15 protein-coding genes and 1 tRNA gene are annotated in these 15,447 nt (G+C 60.1%); 9 read left to right on the top strand and 7 right to left on the bottom strand.

What is annotated here, in order from left to right:
* Positions 1-12 precede the first annotated feature (12 nt).
* Entirely contained in the window at positions 13-2,088 is a 2,076-nt protein-coding gene (locus tag EOL43_RS07620) for a bifunctional sulfate adenylyltransferase/adenylylsulfate kinase (protein WP_133487180.1), read from the bottom strand.
* Between the two features lie 229 nt (positions 2,089-2,317).
* The gene (gene trxB / locus EOL43_RS07615; RefSeq protein ID WP_133487178.1) at positions 2,318-3,259 is read right to left on the bottom strand and encodes a thioredoxin-disulfide reductase; all 942 of its coding nucleotides are present in this window, start codon (positions 3,257-3,259) and stop codon (positions 2,318-2,320) included.
* 243 nt (positions 3,260-3,502) lie between these two features.
* Here trxB and EOL43_RS07610 point away from each other — a divergent pair, with 243 nt between their 5' ends.
* Positions 3,503-4,003, top strand: coding sequence for an Lrp/AsnC family transcriptional regulator (locus EOL43_RS07610; protein WP_133487176.1), 501 nt, complete (start codon positions 3,503-3,505; stop codon positions 4,001-4,003).
* Positions 4,004-4,068: 65 nt separating this feature from the next.
* On the opposite strand, the gene pgeF is transcribed toward EOL43_RS07610, so the two are convergent.
* The 3 genes from pgeF to lgt are packed head-to-tail and all read right to left on the bottom strand — an operon-like array spanning position 4,069 to position 6,804.
* Positions 4,069-4,827: a peptidoglycan editing factor PgeF gene (pgeF, locus tag EOL43_RS07605; protein WP_133487174.1), complete on the bottom strand. Its 759-nt coding sequence runs from the start codon at positions 4,825-4,827 to the stop codon at positions 4,069-4,071.
* Positions 4,828-4,843: 16 nt separating this feature from the next.
* Complete coding sequence (locus EOL43_RS07600; protein ID WP_133487172.1) at positions 4,844-5,911, bottom strand: class I SAM-dependent methyltransferase; 1,068 nt, start codon at positions 5,909-5,911, stop codon at positions 4,844-4,846.
* Positions 5,908-6,804 carry a prolipoprotein diacylglyceryl transferase gene (gene lgt / locus EOL43_RS07595; protein ID WP_133487170.1) on the bottom strand — a complete coding sequence of 299 codons (897 nt, stop codon included), beginning with the start codon at positions 6,802-6,804 and terminating at the stop codon, positions 5,908-5,910. The genes EOL43_RS07600 and lgt overlap by 4 nt, the downstream gene beginning before the upstream one ends.
* A gap of 94 nt (positions 6,805-6,898) precedes the next feature.
* Here lgt and EOL43_RS07590 point away from each other — a divergent pair, with 94 nt between their 5' ends.
* Positions 6,899-7,141: an accessory factor UbiK family protein gene (locus tag EOL43_RS07590; RefSeq protein ID WP_133487168.1), complete on the top strand. Its 243-nt coding sequence runs from the start codon at positions 6,899-6,901 to the stop codon at positions 7,139-7,141.
* 215 nt (positions 7,142-7,356) lie between these two features.
* Here the strand turns inward: EOL43_RS07590 and EOL43_RS07585 are convergent, their stop codons facing one another.
* Positions 7,357-8,145 (bottom strand): SseB family protein, encoded by a 789-nt coding sequence (locus tag EOL43_RS07585; RefSeq protein WP_133487166.1) that lies wholly within the window; start codon positions 8,143-8,145, stop codon positions 7,357-7,359.
* A 12-nt stretch (positions 8,146-8,157) separates the two neighbouring features.
* Positions 8,158-8,745 carry a uracil-DNA glycosylase family protein gene (locus EOL43_RS07580; protein WP_133487164.1) on the bottom strand — a complete coding sequence of 196 codons (588 nt, stop codon included), beginning with the start codon at positions 8,743-8,745 and terminating at the stop codon, positions 8,158-8,160.
* A gap of 96 nt (positions 8,746-8,841) precedes the next feature.
* Between EOL43_RS07580 and EOL43_RS07575 the strand changes: the two genes are divergently transcribed.
* The 7 genes from EOL43_RS07575 (at position 8,842) to EOL43_RS07545 (ending at position 15,308) form a co-directional block, all read left to right on the top strand.
* The gene (locus EOL43_RS07575) at positions 8,842-9,183 is read left to right on the top strand and encodes an ArsR/SmtB family transcription factor (RefSeq protein ID WP_133487162.1); all 342 of its coding nucleotides are present in this window, start codon (positions 8,842-8,844) and stop codon (positions 9,181-9,183) included.
* Complete coding sequence (locus EOL43_RS07570; protein WP_133487160.1) at positions 9,176-10,213, top strand: permease; 1,038 nt, start codon at positions 9,176-9,178, stop codon at positions 10,211-10,213. Before EOL43_RS07575 ends, EOL43_RS07570 begins: the two co-directional genes overlap by 8 nt.
* A 161-nt stretch (positions 10,214-10,374) precedes the next feature.
* The gene (locus EOL43_RS07565; RefSeq protein WP_133487158.1) at positions 10,375-11,673 is read left to right on the top strand and encodes a Na+/H+ antiporter NhaA; all 1,299 of its coding nucleotides are present in this window, start codon (positions 10,375-10,377) and stop codon (positions 11,671-11,673) included.
* A gap of 209 nt (positions 11,674-11,882) precedes the next feature.
* Positions 11,883-12,542 carry an ABC transporter ATP-binding protein gene (locus EOL43_RS07560; RefSeq protein WP_133487156.1) on the top strand — a complete coding sequence of 220 codons (660 nt, stop codon included), beginning with the start codon at positions 11,883-11,885 and terminating at the stop codon, positions 12,540-12,542.
* On the top strand, positions 12,520-14,214 hold the full coding sequence (locus tag EOL43_RS07555; protein ID WP_133487154.1) for a KpsE/RkpR family capsule polysaccharide export protein: 1,695 nt from the start codon (positions 12,520-12,522) through the stop codon (positions 14,212-14,214). The genes EOL43_RS07560 and EOL43_RS07555 overlap by 23 nt, the downstream gene beginning before the upstream one ends.
* A gap of 1 nt (position 14,215) precedes the next feature.
* Positions 14,216-15,043 (top strand): 3-deoxy-8-phosphooctulonate synthase, encoded by an 828-nt coding sequence (gene kdsA / locus EOL43_RS07550; protein ID WP_133487153.1) that lies wholly within the window; start codon positions 14,216-14,218, stop codon positions 15,041-15,043.
* Between the two features lie 190 nt (positions 15,044-15,233).
* A tRNA-Gln gene (locus tag EOL43_RS07545) sits at positions 15,234-15,308 on the top strand.
* Positions 15,309-15,447: the final 139 nt, after the last annotated feature.

Here is a 15,447-nt window from a genome sequence, read left to right as displayed (position 1 = left end):
ATGTGTTTGTGATCAGGCTTTCACCAGACCCATGCTTTCCAGTTTCAACAGAACCTGGTGGGCGCAGTTGTCGACGTCGACGTTCTCGGTCTCGACCGACAGTTCCGGGTTAACCGGCACGTCATAGGGGTCCGAGATGCCGGTGAACTCTTTGATCTTGCCTTCGCGGGCCAGTTTATACAGACCCTTGCGGTCGCGGCGTTCGCATTCCTCGATCGAGGTTGCGACGTGCACTTCCACAAACGCACCGAACTGTTCGATATCCTCGCGCACGGCGCGGCGGGTGGTGGCGTAGGGCGCGATGGGCGCGCAGATCGCGATACCACCGTTCTTGGTGATCTCCGAGGCCACGTAGCCAATGCGGCGGATGTTCAGGTCGCGGTGCTCTTTCGAGAAGCCAAGCTCGCTCGACAAGTTTTTACGCACGATGTCACCATCCAGCAGTGTCACGGGGCGGCCGCCCTGTTCCATCAGTTTCACCATCAGCGCGTTGGCGATGGTTGACTTGCCCGAGCCCGAGAAGCCGGTGAAGAACACGGTGAAGCCCTGCTTCGAACGCGGCGGCTTGGTGCGGCGCAGCTCTTTGACCACTTCAGGGAACGAGAACCACTCGGGGATCTCCAGACCTTCCGACAGGCGGCGGCGCAGTTCGGTGCCCGAGATGTTCAGGATGGTGACGTTGTCGCGATCCTTGATCTCGTCATTCGGTTCGTATTGGGCGCGTTCCTGCACATAGACCATGTGCTTGAAGTCGACCATTTCGATGCCGATCTCGGCCTGATGCTCGCGGAACAGATCCTGTGCGTCATAGGGGCCATAGAAGTCTTCACCAGCCGAGTTCTTGCCGGGGCCAGCGTGGTCGCGACCAACGATGAAGTGGGTGCAGCCGTGGTTCTTGCGGATCAGACCGTGCCACACAGCTTCACGCGGGCCGGCCATACGCATGGCCAGGTTCAGAAGCGACATGCTGGTGGTCGATGCCGGGTATTTGTCCAGCACGGCTTCGTAGCAGCGCACGCGGGTGAAGTGGTCCACGTCGCCGGGTTTGGTCATGCCGACAACCGGGTGGATCAGCAGGTTGGCCTGCGCCTCTTTCGCGGCGCGGAAGGTCAGTTCCTGGTGCGCGCGGTGCAGCGGGTTGCGGGTCTGGAAGGCCACGATCTTGCGCCAACCCAGCTTGCGGAAATAGGCGCGCAGCTCGTTCGGGGTGTCGCGACGGGCGCGGAAATCATAATGGACGGGCTGCTGGATGCCGACAACCGGGCCACCCAGATAGATCTTGCCAGCCTGATTGTGCAGATAGTTCACCGCCGGGTGGGCGTCGTCATCGGCGCCAAAGACCTTCTCGGCTTCACGGGCCTTGTTCGGCTCCCAGCGGTCGGTCACGGTCATGGTGGCCAGAATGACGCCTTCTTGGTCGCGCAGGGCGATGTCCTGACCCAGCTCGATCGAGGCGGCGAAGTCTTCCGACACGTCCAGCGTGATCGGCATCGGCCACAGTTGGCCATCGGCCAGACGCATGTTTTCCACAACGCCGTTATAGTCTTCCTCGGTCAGGAAGCCTTTCAGCGGGTTGAAGCCGCCGTTCATCAGAAGCTCAAGGTCACAGATCTGGCGCGGGGTCAGGTCGTGGCTGGTCAGATCCGCAGCTTCAACTTTCAGTTTCTGCGCGCTTTCATGGCTGACATAGAGCTCGGGGATCGGAGCAAGGTTGTGTTCCATAAGATTGGTCCTGTGTTTAAGCGGAACCAGGCCGCTGGTTGTACCGGTTAGTTCCGCGTGCAATGCGTCATATTCGGCAAGCTTGCGGTTCAAAAAAATGTCTGTGAGCCGCACCTTCTCGGATGCGCCGCGTGCGGTCAGCGAATAGGCAAACCGCTGGCGCTTGTCGGAGCCATCGCGCTCGCTGATCGTGATCAGCCCGGCATCGACCGCCGCGCGCAGAAGCGCGTTCAGCCGCCCCAGGGACACCCCAATGGCGGACGCGAGCGCGCGCTGCGATGCTTCCGGCGCCGTATCCAATTGGCGCAGGAGCCGGAAGAGCTGATCCTCTTCCCCGGGGGTGGGTTTGGCTTCGGTTGACGACATGTCTTGCGACTCAAAGTGTGTTCACGCGTGAACGCATCGCATGAAATAACTGCCCAGCAAAGGAGTATTTCGGCAGGATTCTAATTTACGGGGAATGTCGCTAAGACTGTGTGGATTAGGGAACAGTGTTTTGAATTCGGAGGGCGTAGCGGGACGTTTGCGTTCTGGCAGGCACGAAAAAGGCGACCGAGAGGCCGCCTTTGGGTGTGTTTCGTGAAGGCTCTTGGCCTTATTCGTTTTCAGACAGGAAGTGCTCGGCTTCCAACGCGGCCATGCAGCCCATGCCGGCCGAGGTCACAGCTTGGCGGTACTTGTGGTCTGTCAGGTCACCGGCGGCGAAGACGCCGGGGACAGACGTCGCGGTCGAATCCGGCTTGGTCACCACGTAGCCGCCCATATGAGTTTCCAGCGTGTCCTTCACCAACTCGTTGGCGGGCGCGTGGCCGATCGCGATGAAGACGCCCTTCGCCGGGATCTCGGTGATCTCGCCGGTCTTCACATGCTTGGCGCGCACGCCGGTAACGCCCAGCGGGTTTTCGTCACCCACGACCTCTTCCAGCGTGTGATCCCACAGGGGCACGATCTTTTCGTTCTTCATCAGGCGGTCGATCAGGATCTTTTCCGCACGCAGCGTATCGCGGCGGTGGATCAGCGTCACTTTCGAGGCAAACTTGGTCAGGAACAGCGCTTCCTCGACAGCGGTGTTGCCGCCGCCCACCACGACGATTTCCTCGCCGCGATAGAAGAAGCCGTCACAGGTTGCACAGGCCGAGACGCCAAAGCCCTTGAATTTCTCTTCGCTGTCCAGCCCCAGCCACTTGGCACGGGCGCCGGTCGCCAGAATGACGGCATCGGCGGTGTAGATCGTGCCGCTATCACCCTTGGCGGTAAAGGGGCGTTTCGAGATGTCCAGATCCACGATCAAGTCGCCGATCACCTCGGTCCCCATGGCGCGGGCATGCTCTTCCATCTTCATCATCAGCTCGGGGCCTTGGATGTCGATGAAGGAAGGATAGTTCTCGACTTCGGTCGTGGTGGTCAGCTGGCCACCCGGCTCCATGCCTTGCACAAGGATCGGCTCCAACATGGCGCGCGAGGCGTAGACGCCTGCGGTGTAACCAGCGGGGCCGGAGCCGATGATCAGAACTTTGGTATGGCGGGTCTCGGACATTGGAACTTCCTTGAGCATTCTTGGTTCGTGACGCATATAAGCGAGCTGGACCTGTATTGAAAGGCCCGAGCCAAGGCCCGTCGCGACCCTGTGAGGATGTCGATGGCGAAATCTTCAAGAAATGATGTTGCGCGGGTGCGAAAGATTGTTGCGCAATGCAACGTCTAGATATAGTCTCTGCGCAATTTCCGAACGAATGCCGCCAATTGGCGCGCCACCGGATGCTCATCAGAAGGCAATTCAATGTCCGCAAGCAAACTTGATCCTATCGACCGTATGATTCTGGCCGAACTTCAGGCCGACGGTCGCATGACCAACGTGGAACTGGCCAAACGTGTCGGGATTTCCGCACCGCCCTGTCTGCGGCGTGTGCGTACGCTGGAAGAACATGGGTTGATCCGGGGCTATCACGCGGATGTGGATGCCCGCGCGCTGGGCTTCGAGGTGCAGGTTTTCGCGATGGTTGGCTTGGTCAGTCAGGCCGAGGTTGACCTGTCCGCGTTTGAGGAACAGTGCCGCCACTGGCCTCTGGTCCGCGAATGCCACATGCTGAATGGCGAGGTGGACTTCATCCTGAAATGTGTCGCTCCCGACCTGTCGACCTTCCAGAGCTTCCTGACCGAACAACTGACCGCCGCCGAGAACGTGGCCTCGGTGAAAACATCGCTGGTCATTCGTGGCGCCAAGGACGAGCCGGGCGTGCCGTTTGACGTGCTGGAAGCGCGGATGGAAGACACGCCGTAAGAATTACATCGCTGTCGAGTGCTGGAATGCCGCCCACATCGTTGGCGGCATTTTTGTTTGGCGTGTTACAGCCGGATCGCCGAGATCAGACGGCCATAGTCCGGTTCGTTCCGGTGGCAGGTGCGGCGATAGGAGTAGAACCGCTCGGGATCGGAATAGGTGCAGTGGCCCGTCCATTCTGCATGTTTGACCCCCGCCGCGGTCAGACGATGCAGGCCGAAAGCAGGCAGGTCGAACATGGCGCGGTCGCCGTCTCCGTCGGTGAAGAAGCGGTCATAGCTTGTGTCTTCAGCGGTAAAGGCCTCGCGGAATTCGGGGCCGACCTCATAGGCCTCAAGGCTAATCGTCGGGCCGATGACGGCGGTGACGTTGGCGTGGGTCGCGCCAAGCGCTTCCATTGCGTCGAGCGTGGCTTCCAGCACGCCCCCAAGCGCGCCTTTCCAACCTGCGTGCGCGGCACCAATTACGCCTGCGTCGGGGTCTGCGAATAGGACCGGTTGGCAATCTGCGGTCAGGATCGACAGGGCCAGCCCCGGTGTGGCGGTCACAACCGCGTCTGCGTGGGGTTTGTCACCGGTGATCGGACCTTCTGCCACGACCACATCCGGCGAATGCACCTGATAGACGCCGCACAGATGGCTGGGCGCCACGTCCAGCGCCTGCGCCACGCGGTCTTTGTTGATCTGAACCAGCTCGGCTTGATCTTTGCTGCCGCTGCCGCAGTTCAGTCCGGCATATACGCCCGAGGACGCGCCGCCCTTGCGGGTGAAGAACCCATGCCGTGTTTGGCCAAGGGCGTCAGAGGTCAGGATCTCGAGTGCCATCCGGGTGGGCCTGTGTTCAGTTGCGATCAAGGCCGGGCAGATCAGGCGCGTCGGCGCGAGTCAGTCCCAGCACTTTGAAGAGCGTCCCCATTTCGTCCGGGTGCGTCAAGCGCCGGTGTGCCGCGATATGGCTGTCCAGCGCATCGTCGCTGAGCTGTCCAGCCAAGGCCTGTGCGCGGGCGGTGATGCCAAGACGTTCCAGAAACACGCCCTGCGGGGTCATTTGGTGCGCTGTCAGGGGGGTAGCGGCGCGGGCCAAGGCCTCGAAATCAACATGCGCGGTCAGGTCTGCTTCACCCGGTGTGTCCAGCACCGACACTGGCGTGTGGTTCTTCAGCGCTTGAAACGTATCCCCCAACGACCGCCAATCGCCATAGTCGATGATGAACGCGGCACCGCCCTGCGTGTCGATGAAATGCGCCAGCTTGGACATGACACCTTGGGCAGGGGTGCAAATCTCAACAACGTCGCCATCTTTCGTGTCCTCCAGCCGGTGATCCAGAGCCGGAACGGGCAGGGGGGCGGTCAGGCCCAGTGCGAGATTATCGCCCTCAAGCCCCACCTGAACTTCGCGCCAGCCGTCGCCATCGCGTTGGTATTGGCGGATGGGGAGGGCGTCGAAGAACTCGTTCGTCACAAGAAACAAGGGCGCGTCGGGCAGGCTGCCGATGCTATCGTGATGGGTCACTTGAGTAGGCGACAGTCGCTTAACCTGATGGGCGCGGAGCACGGGCGAGGCCTCGACCAGATGCACCTGTGCGGCGGCATGGAATCCCGGCACGCCTTTGGTGGCGCGCAGAATGTCGGCCATCAAGGTGCCGCGTCCCGGCCCAAGCTCGGCCAGTGTAAAGGGCGACGGGGCGCCTTGGTCAAGCCACGCTTGCGCCAGCGCAAGGCCCAGCATTTCGCCGAACATCTGGCTAATCTCGGGCGCGGTGGTGAAGTCGCCTTTTTTGCCGAACGGATCGCGGGTGGCGTAATATCCGTGCTCAGGATGCAGCAGGCATTCGGCCATATAGTCAGCGACCGAGATGGGGCCTACTTTTGAAATGCGACCAATAAGTTGCTTTTCTAAAGCGCTCATTCGGATGCCCGCCGGTTGGCCCACATCAGCGTGGCGATACCAATCGCAATCATCGGCAGCGTCAGGGTCTGGCCCATGGTGATGCCCAGGTCGCCCAGACGGATCACATGGCCCCACGGGTTGTCCGGTGTAATGAAATGCGCATCGGCCTGACGGAAGAACTCGACGATGAAGCGAGACAGGCCGTAGCCCAAGAAGAACAGGCCAGTCAGGCGGCCCGGGGTTTTCAGCCAGCCGCGGCGATAGGCCAGATAGAGAAGGGCAATCGCCAGAACAGCACCTTCGAGCAGCGCCTCGTAAAGCTGGCTGGGGTGGCGGGCGCAGGCACCAAGTGCGGCGTCCCAGCCTGGGCAGTTCTGGGCGTATTCACCGGGGAAGATCACACCCCACGGGGCGGTGGTTGGGCGGCCCCAGAGCTCGGCATTGATAAAGTTTGCGACGCGCACAAGGCCGATGCCAATGGGTGCGGCGATGGCCAGAAGGTCGGCGATCGAGGCTGTCAGCAGCCCATTCCGGCGGCTAAACAGCCATACGGCAACAATTACGCCCAGAAATCCGCCGTGGAAGGACATGCCGCCCTGCCAGATCTTTAGAATGTCCAGCGGGTTCGCCAGATAGTATTCCGGTTGATAGAAGGCGACGAAGCCCAGTCGGCCACCCGCGATGATGCCGAGGATGATCCATGTGGCCAGATCTTCGAGCTGCGCCTTCGTCATCGGCGGCTCGCCCCGCCACAGCGCTGGACGGGCCAGTGCGCGGGCGATGATCCACCAGCCAATCGCGATCCCCACAAGATAACCCATCGCGTACCAGCGCAGAGCAAAGGTGAAGCTGCCCAGATCAATCGAAAAGATCTCGGGCCCGATATTGGGAAAGGGGATGGCCATATACATGGGTCGTTGTTGAACCTCTTCTTCGGGGCAAGTCAACCTTGTCTCTGCCTGCGCAAAGCCCCATATAGGGGGCAGCTCAAGCGAGGAGAAGCAGATGCAGACGCGCAACAAGGTTTTTGACGACATTTCCCAGCTGATGACCAACGCCATGGGCGTGGCGCAGGGCGCGAAGGACGAAGCTGAAACCGCGATGAAAAGCTGGATGGATCGCTGGCTGGCAGATCGTGATTTCGTGACCCGCGAAGAATTCGACGCGGTGCGTGCTATGGCGCAGAAAGCCCGCGAAGAAAACGAAGCGCTGAAGGCGCGTTTGGATGCGCTAGAAGCCAAAAAGTAAACAATAGCTGGGCGCGGGGCGTATTGTTGATGCCGCACTCACTTTTTCGTGTCAGGCAAGAATGTCATAGAATTGTGACATCAAGTTGCCACTTTTCCAAAATACTGGTCGAGACACTAACCTAGGAATACGGCTTTGCCGGGGGCGTTCCTGGTGGGGGAGGGCGCGGAGTTTCTGCGCCCTTTTCTTTTTGTGTTGCCCGGATCGTCTGCGGATTACTTCAGGATCGGTGGTTTCTCGGGGTTCGAGCCGGGGGCAACCGGGGCGAGCCGTTCGCGGGCCTCTGGCGCGGGCAGGTCAAAGCGCAGGCCGATGGTGGTCAGTTTCTGTGCGATCTCATCCGCTTCGGCGAAAAAGCCGACGTCCAGCTCTCCTACATCGATGCCCGAGAAGGTCAGCGCCTCGTTCGCTGCGCCGGCCAGAGCGCGTTCCGCGCCTTCTGCCGGGTTGACGAAGGCCAGAAGATGTCCGCGGCGACCGTCCGCGTGGCCGACGGCGGCCAAACAAGCGTATTGGGCCAAGCCACCGGCAGAGCCCAGTTTTTCCGCCAGAGCGTTCAGCAAGACTTCGGGGGCAGACGGGGGCAGGATCTCGGTGATCTGCGCCTCGACCTCGTCCGGCGCGCTCGAAAGCGTCTGGGCCAGCCAATCCATCGCCTCAGCCGGGATCAGGATGGATGAAGGCGCGACGCCCAGATTGACGCCAAGCCCGATGCCCTGACCAGATAGCATCCCCGCGATGATACGGCCCGGAAGGGCGGCGTAGGGGGCGGGGGCGCCGACGAACTCGGCGAGTCGATCCTCGCGGTCAAAGACCAGCACGTATTTCTCGGTCTCGAGTTCAAACAGTTCGGGTTCGATATCCTCGCCCTGCGGTTCGGCGGACAAAAGCAGGAACAACTCGCGATCCGCCAGCCGTTCGTAAAACCGCAACCGTGCTGCATCATCGTTCAAGTCTGCCTGCATGGCGGCGTGGGCGTGGTCCAGTTGCGTGGGTTCGCTCATGGCAATCTCCGGCTATGCGGTCAGCGCGATGGCGACCTGCTTTTGTAGTTCGGGCAGAAGTTCGGCCTCGAACCACGGGTTTTTCTTCAGCCAACCCGTATTGCGCCAAGACGGATGTGGCAAGGGGAAGAGCCGCGGCGCATGGGCGCGCCAATTGGCTACCGTGGCGGTGACACCTTTGCCGCGGCCCAGATGGCGGGCCTGCGCATAGCCCCCGACAAGCAGGGTGAGGGGGATGTCGCCCAACGCCTGATCCACATGGTCGGCCCATGTCTTGGCGCAAAGCGGCGGTGGCGGAAGGTCGGATCCTTTGGCGTCATAGCCTGGGAAACAAAAGGCCATCGGCGTGATGGCAATACGCGCGCGGTCATAGAAGACGTCTCGATCCACACCCATCCACTGCCGCAACCGATCGCCCGAGGGATCGTCAAATGGCACGCCCGATTTATGCACGCGCATCCCCGGCGCTTGCCCAATGACCCTGATCCGCGCACCGGGCTGAAACCACACCACGGGGCGCGGCGTGTGAGCGGTTTCCGTCTGGGCGAAACGGGTGGCGCAGAGGGTGCAGGACATGATCTGGGCGTTCAGGTCGGTCATGGGCGCAGCCTAGAAAGGGTTCGTGGAGATTTCAATATTTCTAGTTTTGTCGAAATATATCTTGCGTCACGCATTTATTTCGATATTTCTAGAAATATGAAACACGAATCCCAATCCCCCAAAGACGTTGATGTCTTTGCATCGCAGTTCGCGGCCCTTGGGTCGGAACATCGCCTAAGCGTTTTGCGCACCTTGGTACGGGCAGGCCCGGAAGGGCTGACCATCGGCGCGCTGGGCGAACGTTGTGGTATCACGGGCTCGACCCTGACCCATCACATGAAAATCCTTGCCGCTGCAGGCTTGGTAACACAGGAAAAACAAGGGCGCTCGATCATTTGCGCGGCTGCGGAATATGACGTCATGCGGGCCCTGTCGGATTACCTTTTGTCAGAATGCTGCGCAGATTGCGCTGAAGGAGAGGGCCACAATCATGGCTGAGACGACGCAAACCCAACCGCCACGGCGGTTCAAACCGGATTGGGCTTGGGTATTTGTCCTGCTGGTGCCGCTGATCCTTGCACTTGTGGACCCGGCCGAAGTCATGCCGATGCTGCGTTTCGCGCTGACGGCACTTGGCCACACGGCACCGTTTATCCTCTTTGCGATCCTCGCGGTGGCGTTTCTGAAATCCACTGGGGCCGAAAACCTGCTGGCCCGCGCCTTTGAAGGGCGTGAGACGCGCATGATCGTGCTTGCGGCCTTTGCGGGCGGCCTGTCGCCCTTCTGTTCATGCGAGGTGATCCCGTTCATCGCGGCCCTTCTGGCCGTGGGGGCGCCGCTGTCGGCGGTCATGGCCTTCTGGTTGTCCTCGCCCCTGATGGACCCGGCGATGTTCGCCATCACGGCAGGCACGTTGGGTACGGGGTTTGCCACGGCCAAGCTGGTGTCGGCTGTGGGCATCGGGCTTCTGGGTGGTTTCATCGTGAAAACCTTCGCAACCTCTGCCGTGTTTGCTGATCCGCTGAAGAACGCGCCGGTCAAGTCTTGCTGCAGCTCGTCCTGCGGAACCGGCGCAGACGTGTATTCGGGCGACGTGAACTGGAAGTTCTGGACCGAGGCAAATCGCCGCGACACATTCAAGACCGCCGCCGTCGAGAACGCTCTGTTCCTAGGGAAGTGGTTGCTTCTGGCCTATATGATTGAGGCGCTGATGCTGCGTTACATCCCTGCGGACCTTGTGGCGCAGGTTCTGGGTGGAACCGGCCTTGGGCCGATCCTGCTGGGGGCAATCGTTGGCGCGCCAGCTTATCTGAATGGCTATGCCGCCGTTCCGATGGTGGCAGCACTGCTTGAGCAAGGCATGTCCAATGGCGCCGCCATGTCCTTTGTCATCGCAGGAGGTGTCAGCTGTATCCCTGCAGCCATCGCGGTCTGGGCCTTGGTCAAGCCGCGGGTCTTTGCCGCCTATCTGGGCATCGCGGTTGTGGGTGCCGTTCTGGCTGGTATTGGCTGGAGCGCCATCGCGTGAACGTGAATGACAAGGGGGGCTGGCAAGCGGAGAATTGCTGGCCCCCTGTTGTTGTTTGACGGCAAATGAATTATTTCCAATTGTAACAGGATGCGGTCGCATCCCCGCGTAGCAGCTGGGGTGCGGCCTGTTTACAAGAATAAGACCGAACGGGGAACGCCATGTATCGTGTGTGGAATTTTATCACCACCTATTCCATTCTTCTTATCAGTGGTGCTTTGATTGCGTTGGTTTGGGCAAATATTGACCCCCATTCGTATCACCATTTTGTCGAGTATCCTCTGTGGTTTAACGGCTGGATCGGTATCGACATCGGGTACTGGGAAAAGGCCTATGGGCATGGCGCAGAGTACTTTGAGTACGGCGATGTCGAGAAGGTACTGACCTTCCACTACCTGATCAATGACATGCTGATGGCCCTATTCTTTGCCATCGCCGGTAAAGAGGTGTGGGAGGCCGTCATTCTGAAAAATGGCAGCCTGCGCGGCAAGAAAGCCGCGACTCCTTTGGTGGCCACGGCTGGCGGCATGATCGGTCCGATCGCGGTCTATCTTGGCATTGCTTACTTCCTTGGTTCCAGCACCTTTGACGCGGTGTCGCGCGGGTGGGCGATCCCGACCGCAACGGATATTGCGTTCAGCTATTTGGTCGGCCGTCTGGTCTTCGGCGCAGGCCACCCGGCGGTGCGCTTCCTGCTGCTTCTGGCCATCGCGGACGATGCGGCAGGTCTGATCATTCTGGCGATCTTCTATCCCTCGGGCGAGCTGGCACCGGAATGGCTGCTGCTGTCTGTTGCTGCGTCGGTCATCGTGTTTGTGCTGTTCAACTGGTTGCCGCGCCACAAAGATCGGGGCGATCAGTTGCGCCAGTACTCGACTTTCGTGCGCAAGAAACTGGGCTGGATTCCCTACGCCATCGCGGGCTGCATCAGCTGGTACGGTTTTGCACAGGCTGGCATCCACCCGGCGCTGGGCCTGCTTCCGGTGATCCCGGCCATCCCGCATGCCGACCGCGCCTTCGGTATCTTCTCGGAGGCGGAAAAGTATCTGACGGACACGCTGAACCAGATGGAGCACTCGTTGGCCATCCCGGTCGACATCGTGCTGTTCTTCTTCGGCCTTCTGAACGCGGGCGTCGAGTTTGGTGCCATCGGCGAAGCCACCTGGCTGGTGCTGGCAGGCCTGATCATCGGTAAACCCATCGGGGTCTTCATCATGGGATGGATCGCGGTCGGGCCGATGCGACTTGGCCTTCCTGCGGGTATGCGGCTGGTCGACCTGATCGTGATTGGCTTTGTCGCCGCGATCGGCTTTACCGTGTCGCTCTTCGTGGCCTCGGTCGCTTTCGCACCGGGACCGGTGCAGGACGCTGCCAAAATGGGGGCGCTGTTCAGCTTTGGTGCGGTGGCTCTGTCCTTCATCGCCGGCAAACTCTTGCGGGTTGAAAAACAGCACGGCTGATCCCGATCCCGGGCCTTGGGCTGCCATAGCTGCCCACTGATACTTATGGAAAGCGTCAGATTTTCTGGCGCTTTCCCCTTTGTTTCACGCCGTCACACGCTAGATTTCTTGTGAAAACAGACATAGTTTCGCCGAAATGGCGGCCTATAGCTCTTAATTAAGAAAGTCGGCCTAAGAGTAGTGGGACCACTTCAGGTATCGGAGCGCGAATGCTCGAATTCAGGAATGTCAGCAAGTCCTTTTGGACCGGGAAACAGCGCAAGGTCATTTTGGACCAGGCGTCCTTCCGGGTTGAGTTGGGCAATTCGCTGGGCATTCTCGCCCCAAACGGCACAGGCAAAACCACACTGATCAACATGATGGCCGGGCTGGAAAAGCCGGATGAGGGCGAGATTGTACGCGGGTGCCGGATCTCGTTTCCTTTGGGATTCATGGGGGGCGTGGTCAGCAAGCTGTCTGCCCGCGACAATGCCCGCCACATTGCGCGGCTCTATGGGCTTGATCCCGATTATCTCGAGGCGTTCACTCGCTGGCTCTGTGACCTTGAAGAATACTATGACTTCCCGATAGCGACCTACAGTGCGGGGATGCGGGGACGGTTCACCTTCGCGCTTCTGTTGGCGATGGATTTTGACATCTACCTGATCGATGAGGGCATGCCGAGCACGACAGATGCCGAATTTAACCGTCGGGCAGGCGAGGTGTTGCAGGAACGGCTGAAAGACGCCACGGTAATTGTGGTGTCTCATCAGGCGAAGACACTGGAAAAACTATGTAACTCGGCGGCCGTTCTGACAAACGGCCAATTTTACCAGTTCGAGACTTTGGAAGAAGCGAAGCAGCTCTATGACTACCAAACCCAAGGCTAATCGTTATCGCATCCGCCGAGGTGTCGGAACTGTCTCGCAAACGGGGCAGGCGGATGCTGCTGAGGTTGCGCAGGACGCGGATGCTGGCGCGCCGGATCAGACCGGTCAGACCGTTCAGGATACAGCTCAAAACTCTGCCAATACGCGAAATCGCCCACTGAACCCGCTCGAGGAAATGGCCGCTGGTCCGCAAGAGGATGGGTTGCCGCCAACCCCACGGGTCCGCGTGCAGCGCGGCACTAATCCGACCGGGGGCGATGAGGCCGCGGATATCGAATTGGTGCGTCAGGAGGGTCTGACCGCGCGGCAGTTGCGGATGGCGCGTCGGGTCGCGCAAAAACATGGCATCCAGGCCGAGGACGATCACGAGGCTGTCTATCGGCTGCGGCAGGCCGGGATAGACCCGTTCAAGCGTGCCAACATGTTGGAGCTGGTCGAGGGGGAGGGCGACCGAAACGCCGCCAACCTGCCGCAACCCGCAGTCCAGCCCAGTGCCCCTGCGCCTGGCGTGATGGATGCGGCAGCGCGTGCGCGGTCAGTCATGGATATCCAGCAGGATATTTCCCGCCGCCGCCGCCGCAATCTGCGGATGCTCCTGTTGCGTCTGGCGTTCTTCGTGGTGCTGCCATCGATTGTAGCTGGCTATTACTATTTCAACGTGGCCACCCCGATGTACGCCACAAAGTCCGAGTTTGTGATCCAACAAGCGGATGGGGCTGGCGGCACGGGCGCCGCCGGGCTGTTTGCCGGGACCGGCCTTGCTTCAAGTCAGGACAGTATCGGTGTGCAGGGCTATCTGACCTCGCGCGAGGCGATGCTGCGACTGGATCGTGATGTCGGCTTCAAAGAGCATTTCAGTGATCCATCGATTGATGTGGTGCAGCGGCTTGATCCGGATGCCAGCAACGAAACCGCCTATAAGGTTTATCGCAAGCGGGTGAAAATCGGCTTCGACCCGACCGAGGGCATCATCAAGATGGAGGTTATCGCCGCCTCGCCCGAGGTCAGCGAACAATACTCGAAATCGCTGATCGCCTACGCGGAAGAGCGTGTCGACAACCTGACCCAGCGCAAACGCGAGGATCAGATGCAAGGCGCGCTCGACAGCTATGAAGAAGCCGAGGCCGAGATGCTGGCTGCGCAGGATCGTGTATTGAAGCTACAGGAAGACGTTGGTGTGTTCGATGCGACCTCGGACGCGTCGTCTTTGATGTCGCAGATCAACACGTTTGAACTACAACTGCAGGACAAGCGGTTGCGGTTGGACCAACTTCTGGACAATGCCAATCCCAACCAGGCCCGCGTGGATGGTGTGCGGGGTGATATTGCGCGGCTTGAAGCCTTGATTGCCGAACTGCGCGGGAAGCTGACGGATACAGGGGGCGAAAACGGGTCGCTGGCGTCCATCAGTGGGCAGTTGCGGATCGCGCAAACCAATCTGGAAACGCGGACGCTTTTGATGCAACAGGCGTTGCAGCAATTGGAAGTGGCCCGGATCGAAGCCAACAAGCAGACCCGCTATCTGTCCACCAACGTTAGCCCTGTGGCACCGGACCAGCCGACCTATCCCAAAGCGTTTGAAAACACGCTTCTGGCGTTCCTGATTTTTTCCGGCATCTACCTGATGCTGTCGCTGACCGCGTCGATCCTGCGTGAACAGATCTCGTCCTGATATGTCTGTTGTGTCGATCGGCCCGGTGCGCTTTGGCAACCATCTGCCCTTGTCGGTGATTGCCGGGCCTTGTCAGCTTGAGACACGCGATCACGCCCTGTTTTTAGCCGAGCGGCTGAAACAGGCCTGCGCGGATGCGGGCGTCGGATTTGTCTTCAAGGCCTCGTTTGACAAGGCCAACCGGACCTCTGCACAGGGAAAGCGTGGCCCGGGGATGGACGCCGGGCTGAAGATGCTGGCAGCGGTTAAGTCCGAAACCGGAGTACCGGTCCTCACGGATGTACATTCACCAGATCAGTGCGCCCCGGTGGCCGAGGTCGCGGACGCGCTGCAGATCCCGGCGTTCCTGTGCCGTCAGACCGATCTGTTGGTGGCTTCCGCGCGCACCGGCAGGCCTGTGAACGTAAAGAAAGGTCAGTTCCTTGCCCCGTGGGATATGTCGCATGTGGCGGACAAGCTGGTATCGGCCGGAAATGAGCAGGTCCTGCTGACGGAAAGGGGCACAAGCTTCGGCTATAACACGCTGGTCACCGATATGCGTGGGCTGCCGCAGATGGCTGAACTGGGGCATCCGGTGATCATGGACGCCACCCACGCGGTGCAGATGCCCGGCGGGCAGGGCACGTCTTCGGGGGGGCAGCGGGATTTTGCACCCGTGCTGGCGCGCGCAGCGGTGGCCGTCGGTGTCGCCGGTGTTTTTATCGAGACGCATCAGGATCCGGATGCCGCGCCGTCGGATGGCCCAAACATGATTCCCATTGAGCAGATGCCTGCACTCCTGACGGAACTCGCAGCATTCGATTCTCTGGCGAAAGCACGGCCGGTTTAAGGGTCTGCCGGCTACGCATGTGCACAGGAATGCGCGATCGGCAGCCTGAGAATGGCGCATCCTATACGCGCTCGCCGCATGTACGCATCCAGAGTGTTAGCGCAAGATGTGGGCCCGTCGAAATTCCTGCAAGAAGCAAACTTTTGGGGTTGCACCCCGTTTCTGCTTTGGCTAGTTACACCCGCACGGTTGGGGTGTAGCCAAGTGGTAAGGCAACGGTTTTTGGTACCGCGTACCGTAGGTTCGAATCCTACCACCCCAGCCAGTCATTCCCTTCTCAAATCCCGTCACGAGTTTCTTGCGAATTCATCGCACAATTTCCGTGCGTTGCGGCGATGGGGTATTTCCCTGAGACGGGCAGTGTCAGAAGAACTTAGGTTGAAGCGGGCAGGGTGCTGACTTAG

This window comes from Aliiroseovarius marinus (genome assembly GCF_004360145.1).
Classification (GTDB): domain Bacteria; phylum Pseudomonadota; class Alphaproteobacteria; order Rhodobacterales; family Rhodobacteraceae; genus Aliiroseovarius; species Aliiroseovarius marinus.
This window is presented reverse-complemented; position numbering and strand designations above follow the sequence as displayed.

Excerpts from the sequence above, each read along its gene's own strand:
- EOL43_RS07565 (WP_133487158.1), top strand. The coding sequence starts at position 10,375 with ATGTATCGTGTGTGGAATTTTATCACCACCTATTCCATTCTTCTTATC.
- EOL43_RS07585 (WP_133487166.1), bottom strand. The coding sequence starts at position 8,145 with ATGAGCGAACCCACGCAACTGGACCACGCCCACGCCGCCATGCAGGCA.
- EOL43_RS07610 (WP_133487176.1), top strand. The coding sequence starts at position 3,503 with ATGTCCGCAAGCAAACTTGATCCTATCGACCGTATGATTCTGGCCGAA.
- kdsA (WP_133487153.1), top strand. The coding sequence starts at position 14,216 with ATGTCTGTTGTGTCGATCGGCCCGGTGCGCTTTGGCAACCATCTGCCC.
- lgt (WP_133487170.1), bottom strand. The coding sequence starts at position 6,804 with ATGTATATGGCCATCCCCTTTCCCAATATCGGGCCCGAGATCTTTTCG.
- trxB (WP_133487178.1), bottom strand. The coding sequence starts at position 3,259 with ATGTCCGAGACCCGCCATACCAAAGTTCTGATCATCGGCTCCGGCCCC.
- EOL43_RS07620 (WP_133487180.1), bottom strand. The coding sequence starts at position 2,088 with ATGTCGTCAACCGAAGCCAAACCCACCCCCGGGGAAGAGGATCAGCTC.
- EOL43_RS07575 (WP_133487162.1), top strand. The coding sequence starts at position 8,842 with ATGAAACACGAATCCCAATCCCCCAAAGACGTTGATGTCTTTGCATCG.
- EOL43_RS07600 (WP_133487172.1), bottom strand. The coding sequence starts at position 5,911 with ATGAGCGCTTTAGAAAAGCAACTTATTGGTCGCATTTCAAAAGTAGGC.
- EOL43_RS07590 (WP_133487168.1), top strand. The coding sequence starts at position 6,899 with ATGCAGACGCGCAACAAGGTTTTTGACGACATTTCCCAGCTGATGACC.
- EOL43_RS07560 (WP_133487156.1), top strand. The coding sequence starts at position 11,883 with ATGCTCGAATTCAGGAATGTCAGCAAGTCCTTTTGGACCGGGAAACAG.
- EOL43_RS07555 (WP_133487154.1), top strand. The coding sequence starts at position 12,520 with ATGACTACCAAACCCAAGGCTAATCGTTATCGCATCCGCCGAGGTGTC.
- pgeF (WP_133487174.1), bottom strand. The coding sequence starts at position 4,827 with ATGGCACTCGAGATCCTGACCTCTGACGCCCTTGGCCAAACACGGCAT.
- EOL43_RS07570 (WP_133487160.1), top strand. The coding sequence starts at position 9,176 with ATGGCTGAGACGACGCAAACCCAACCGCCACGGCGGTTCAAACCGGAT.
- EOL43_RS07580 (WP_133487164.1), bottom strand. The coding sequence starts at position 8,745 with ATGACCGACCTGAACGCCCAGATCATGTCCTGCACCCTCTGCGCCACC.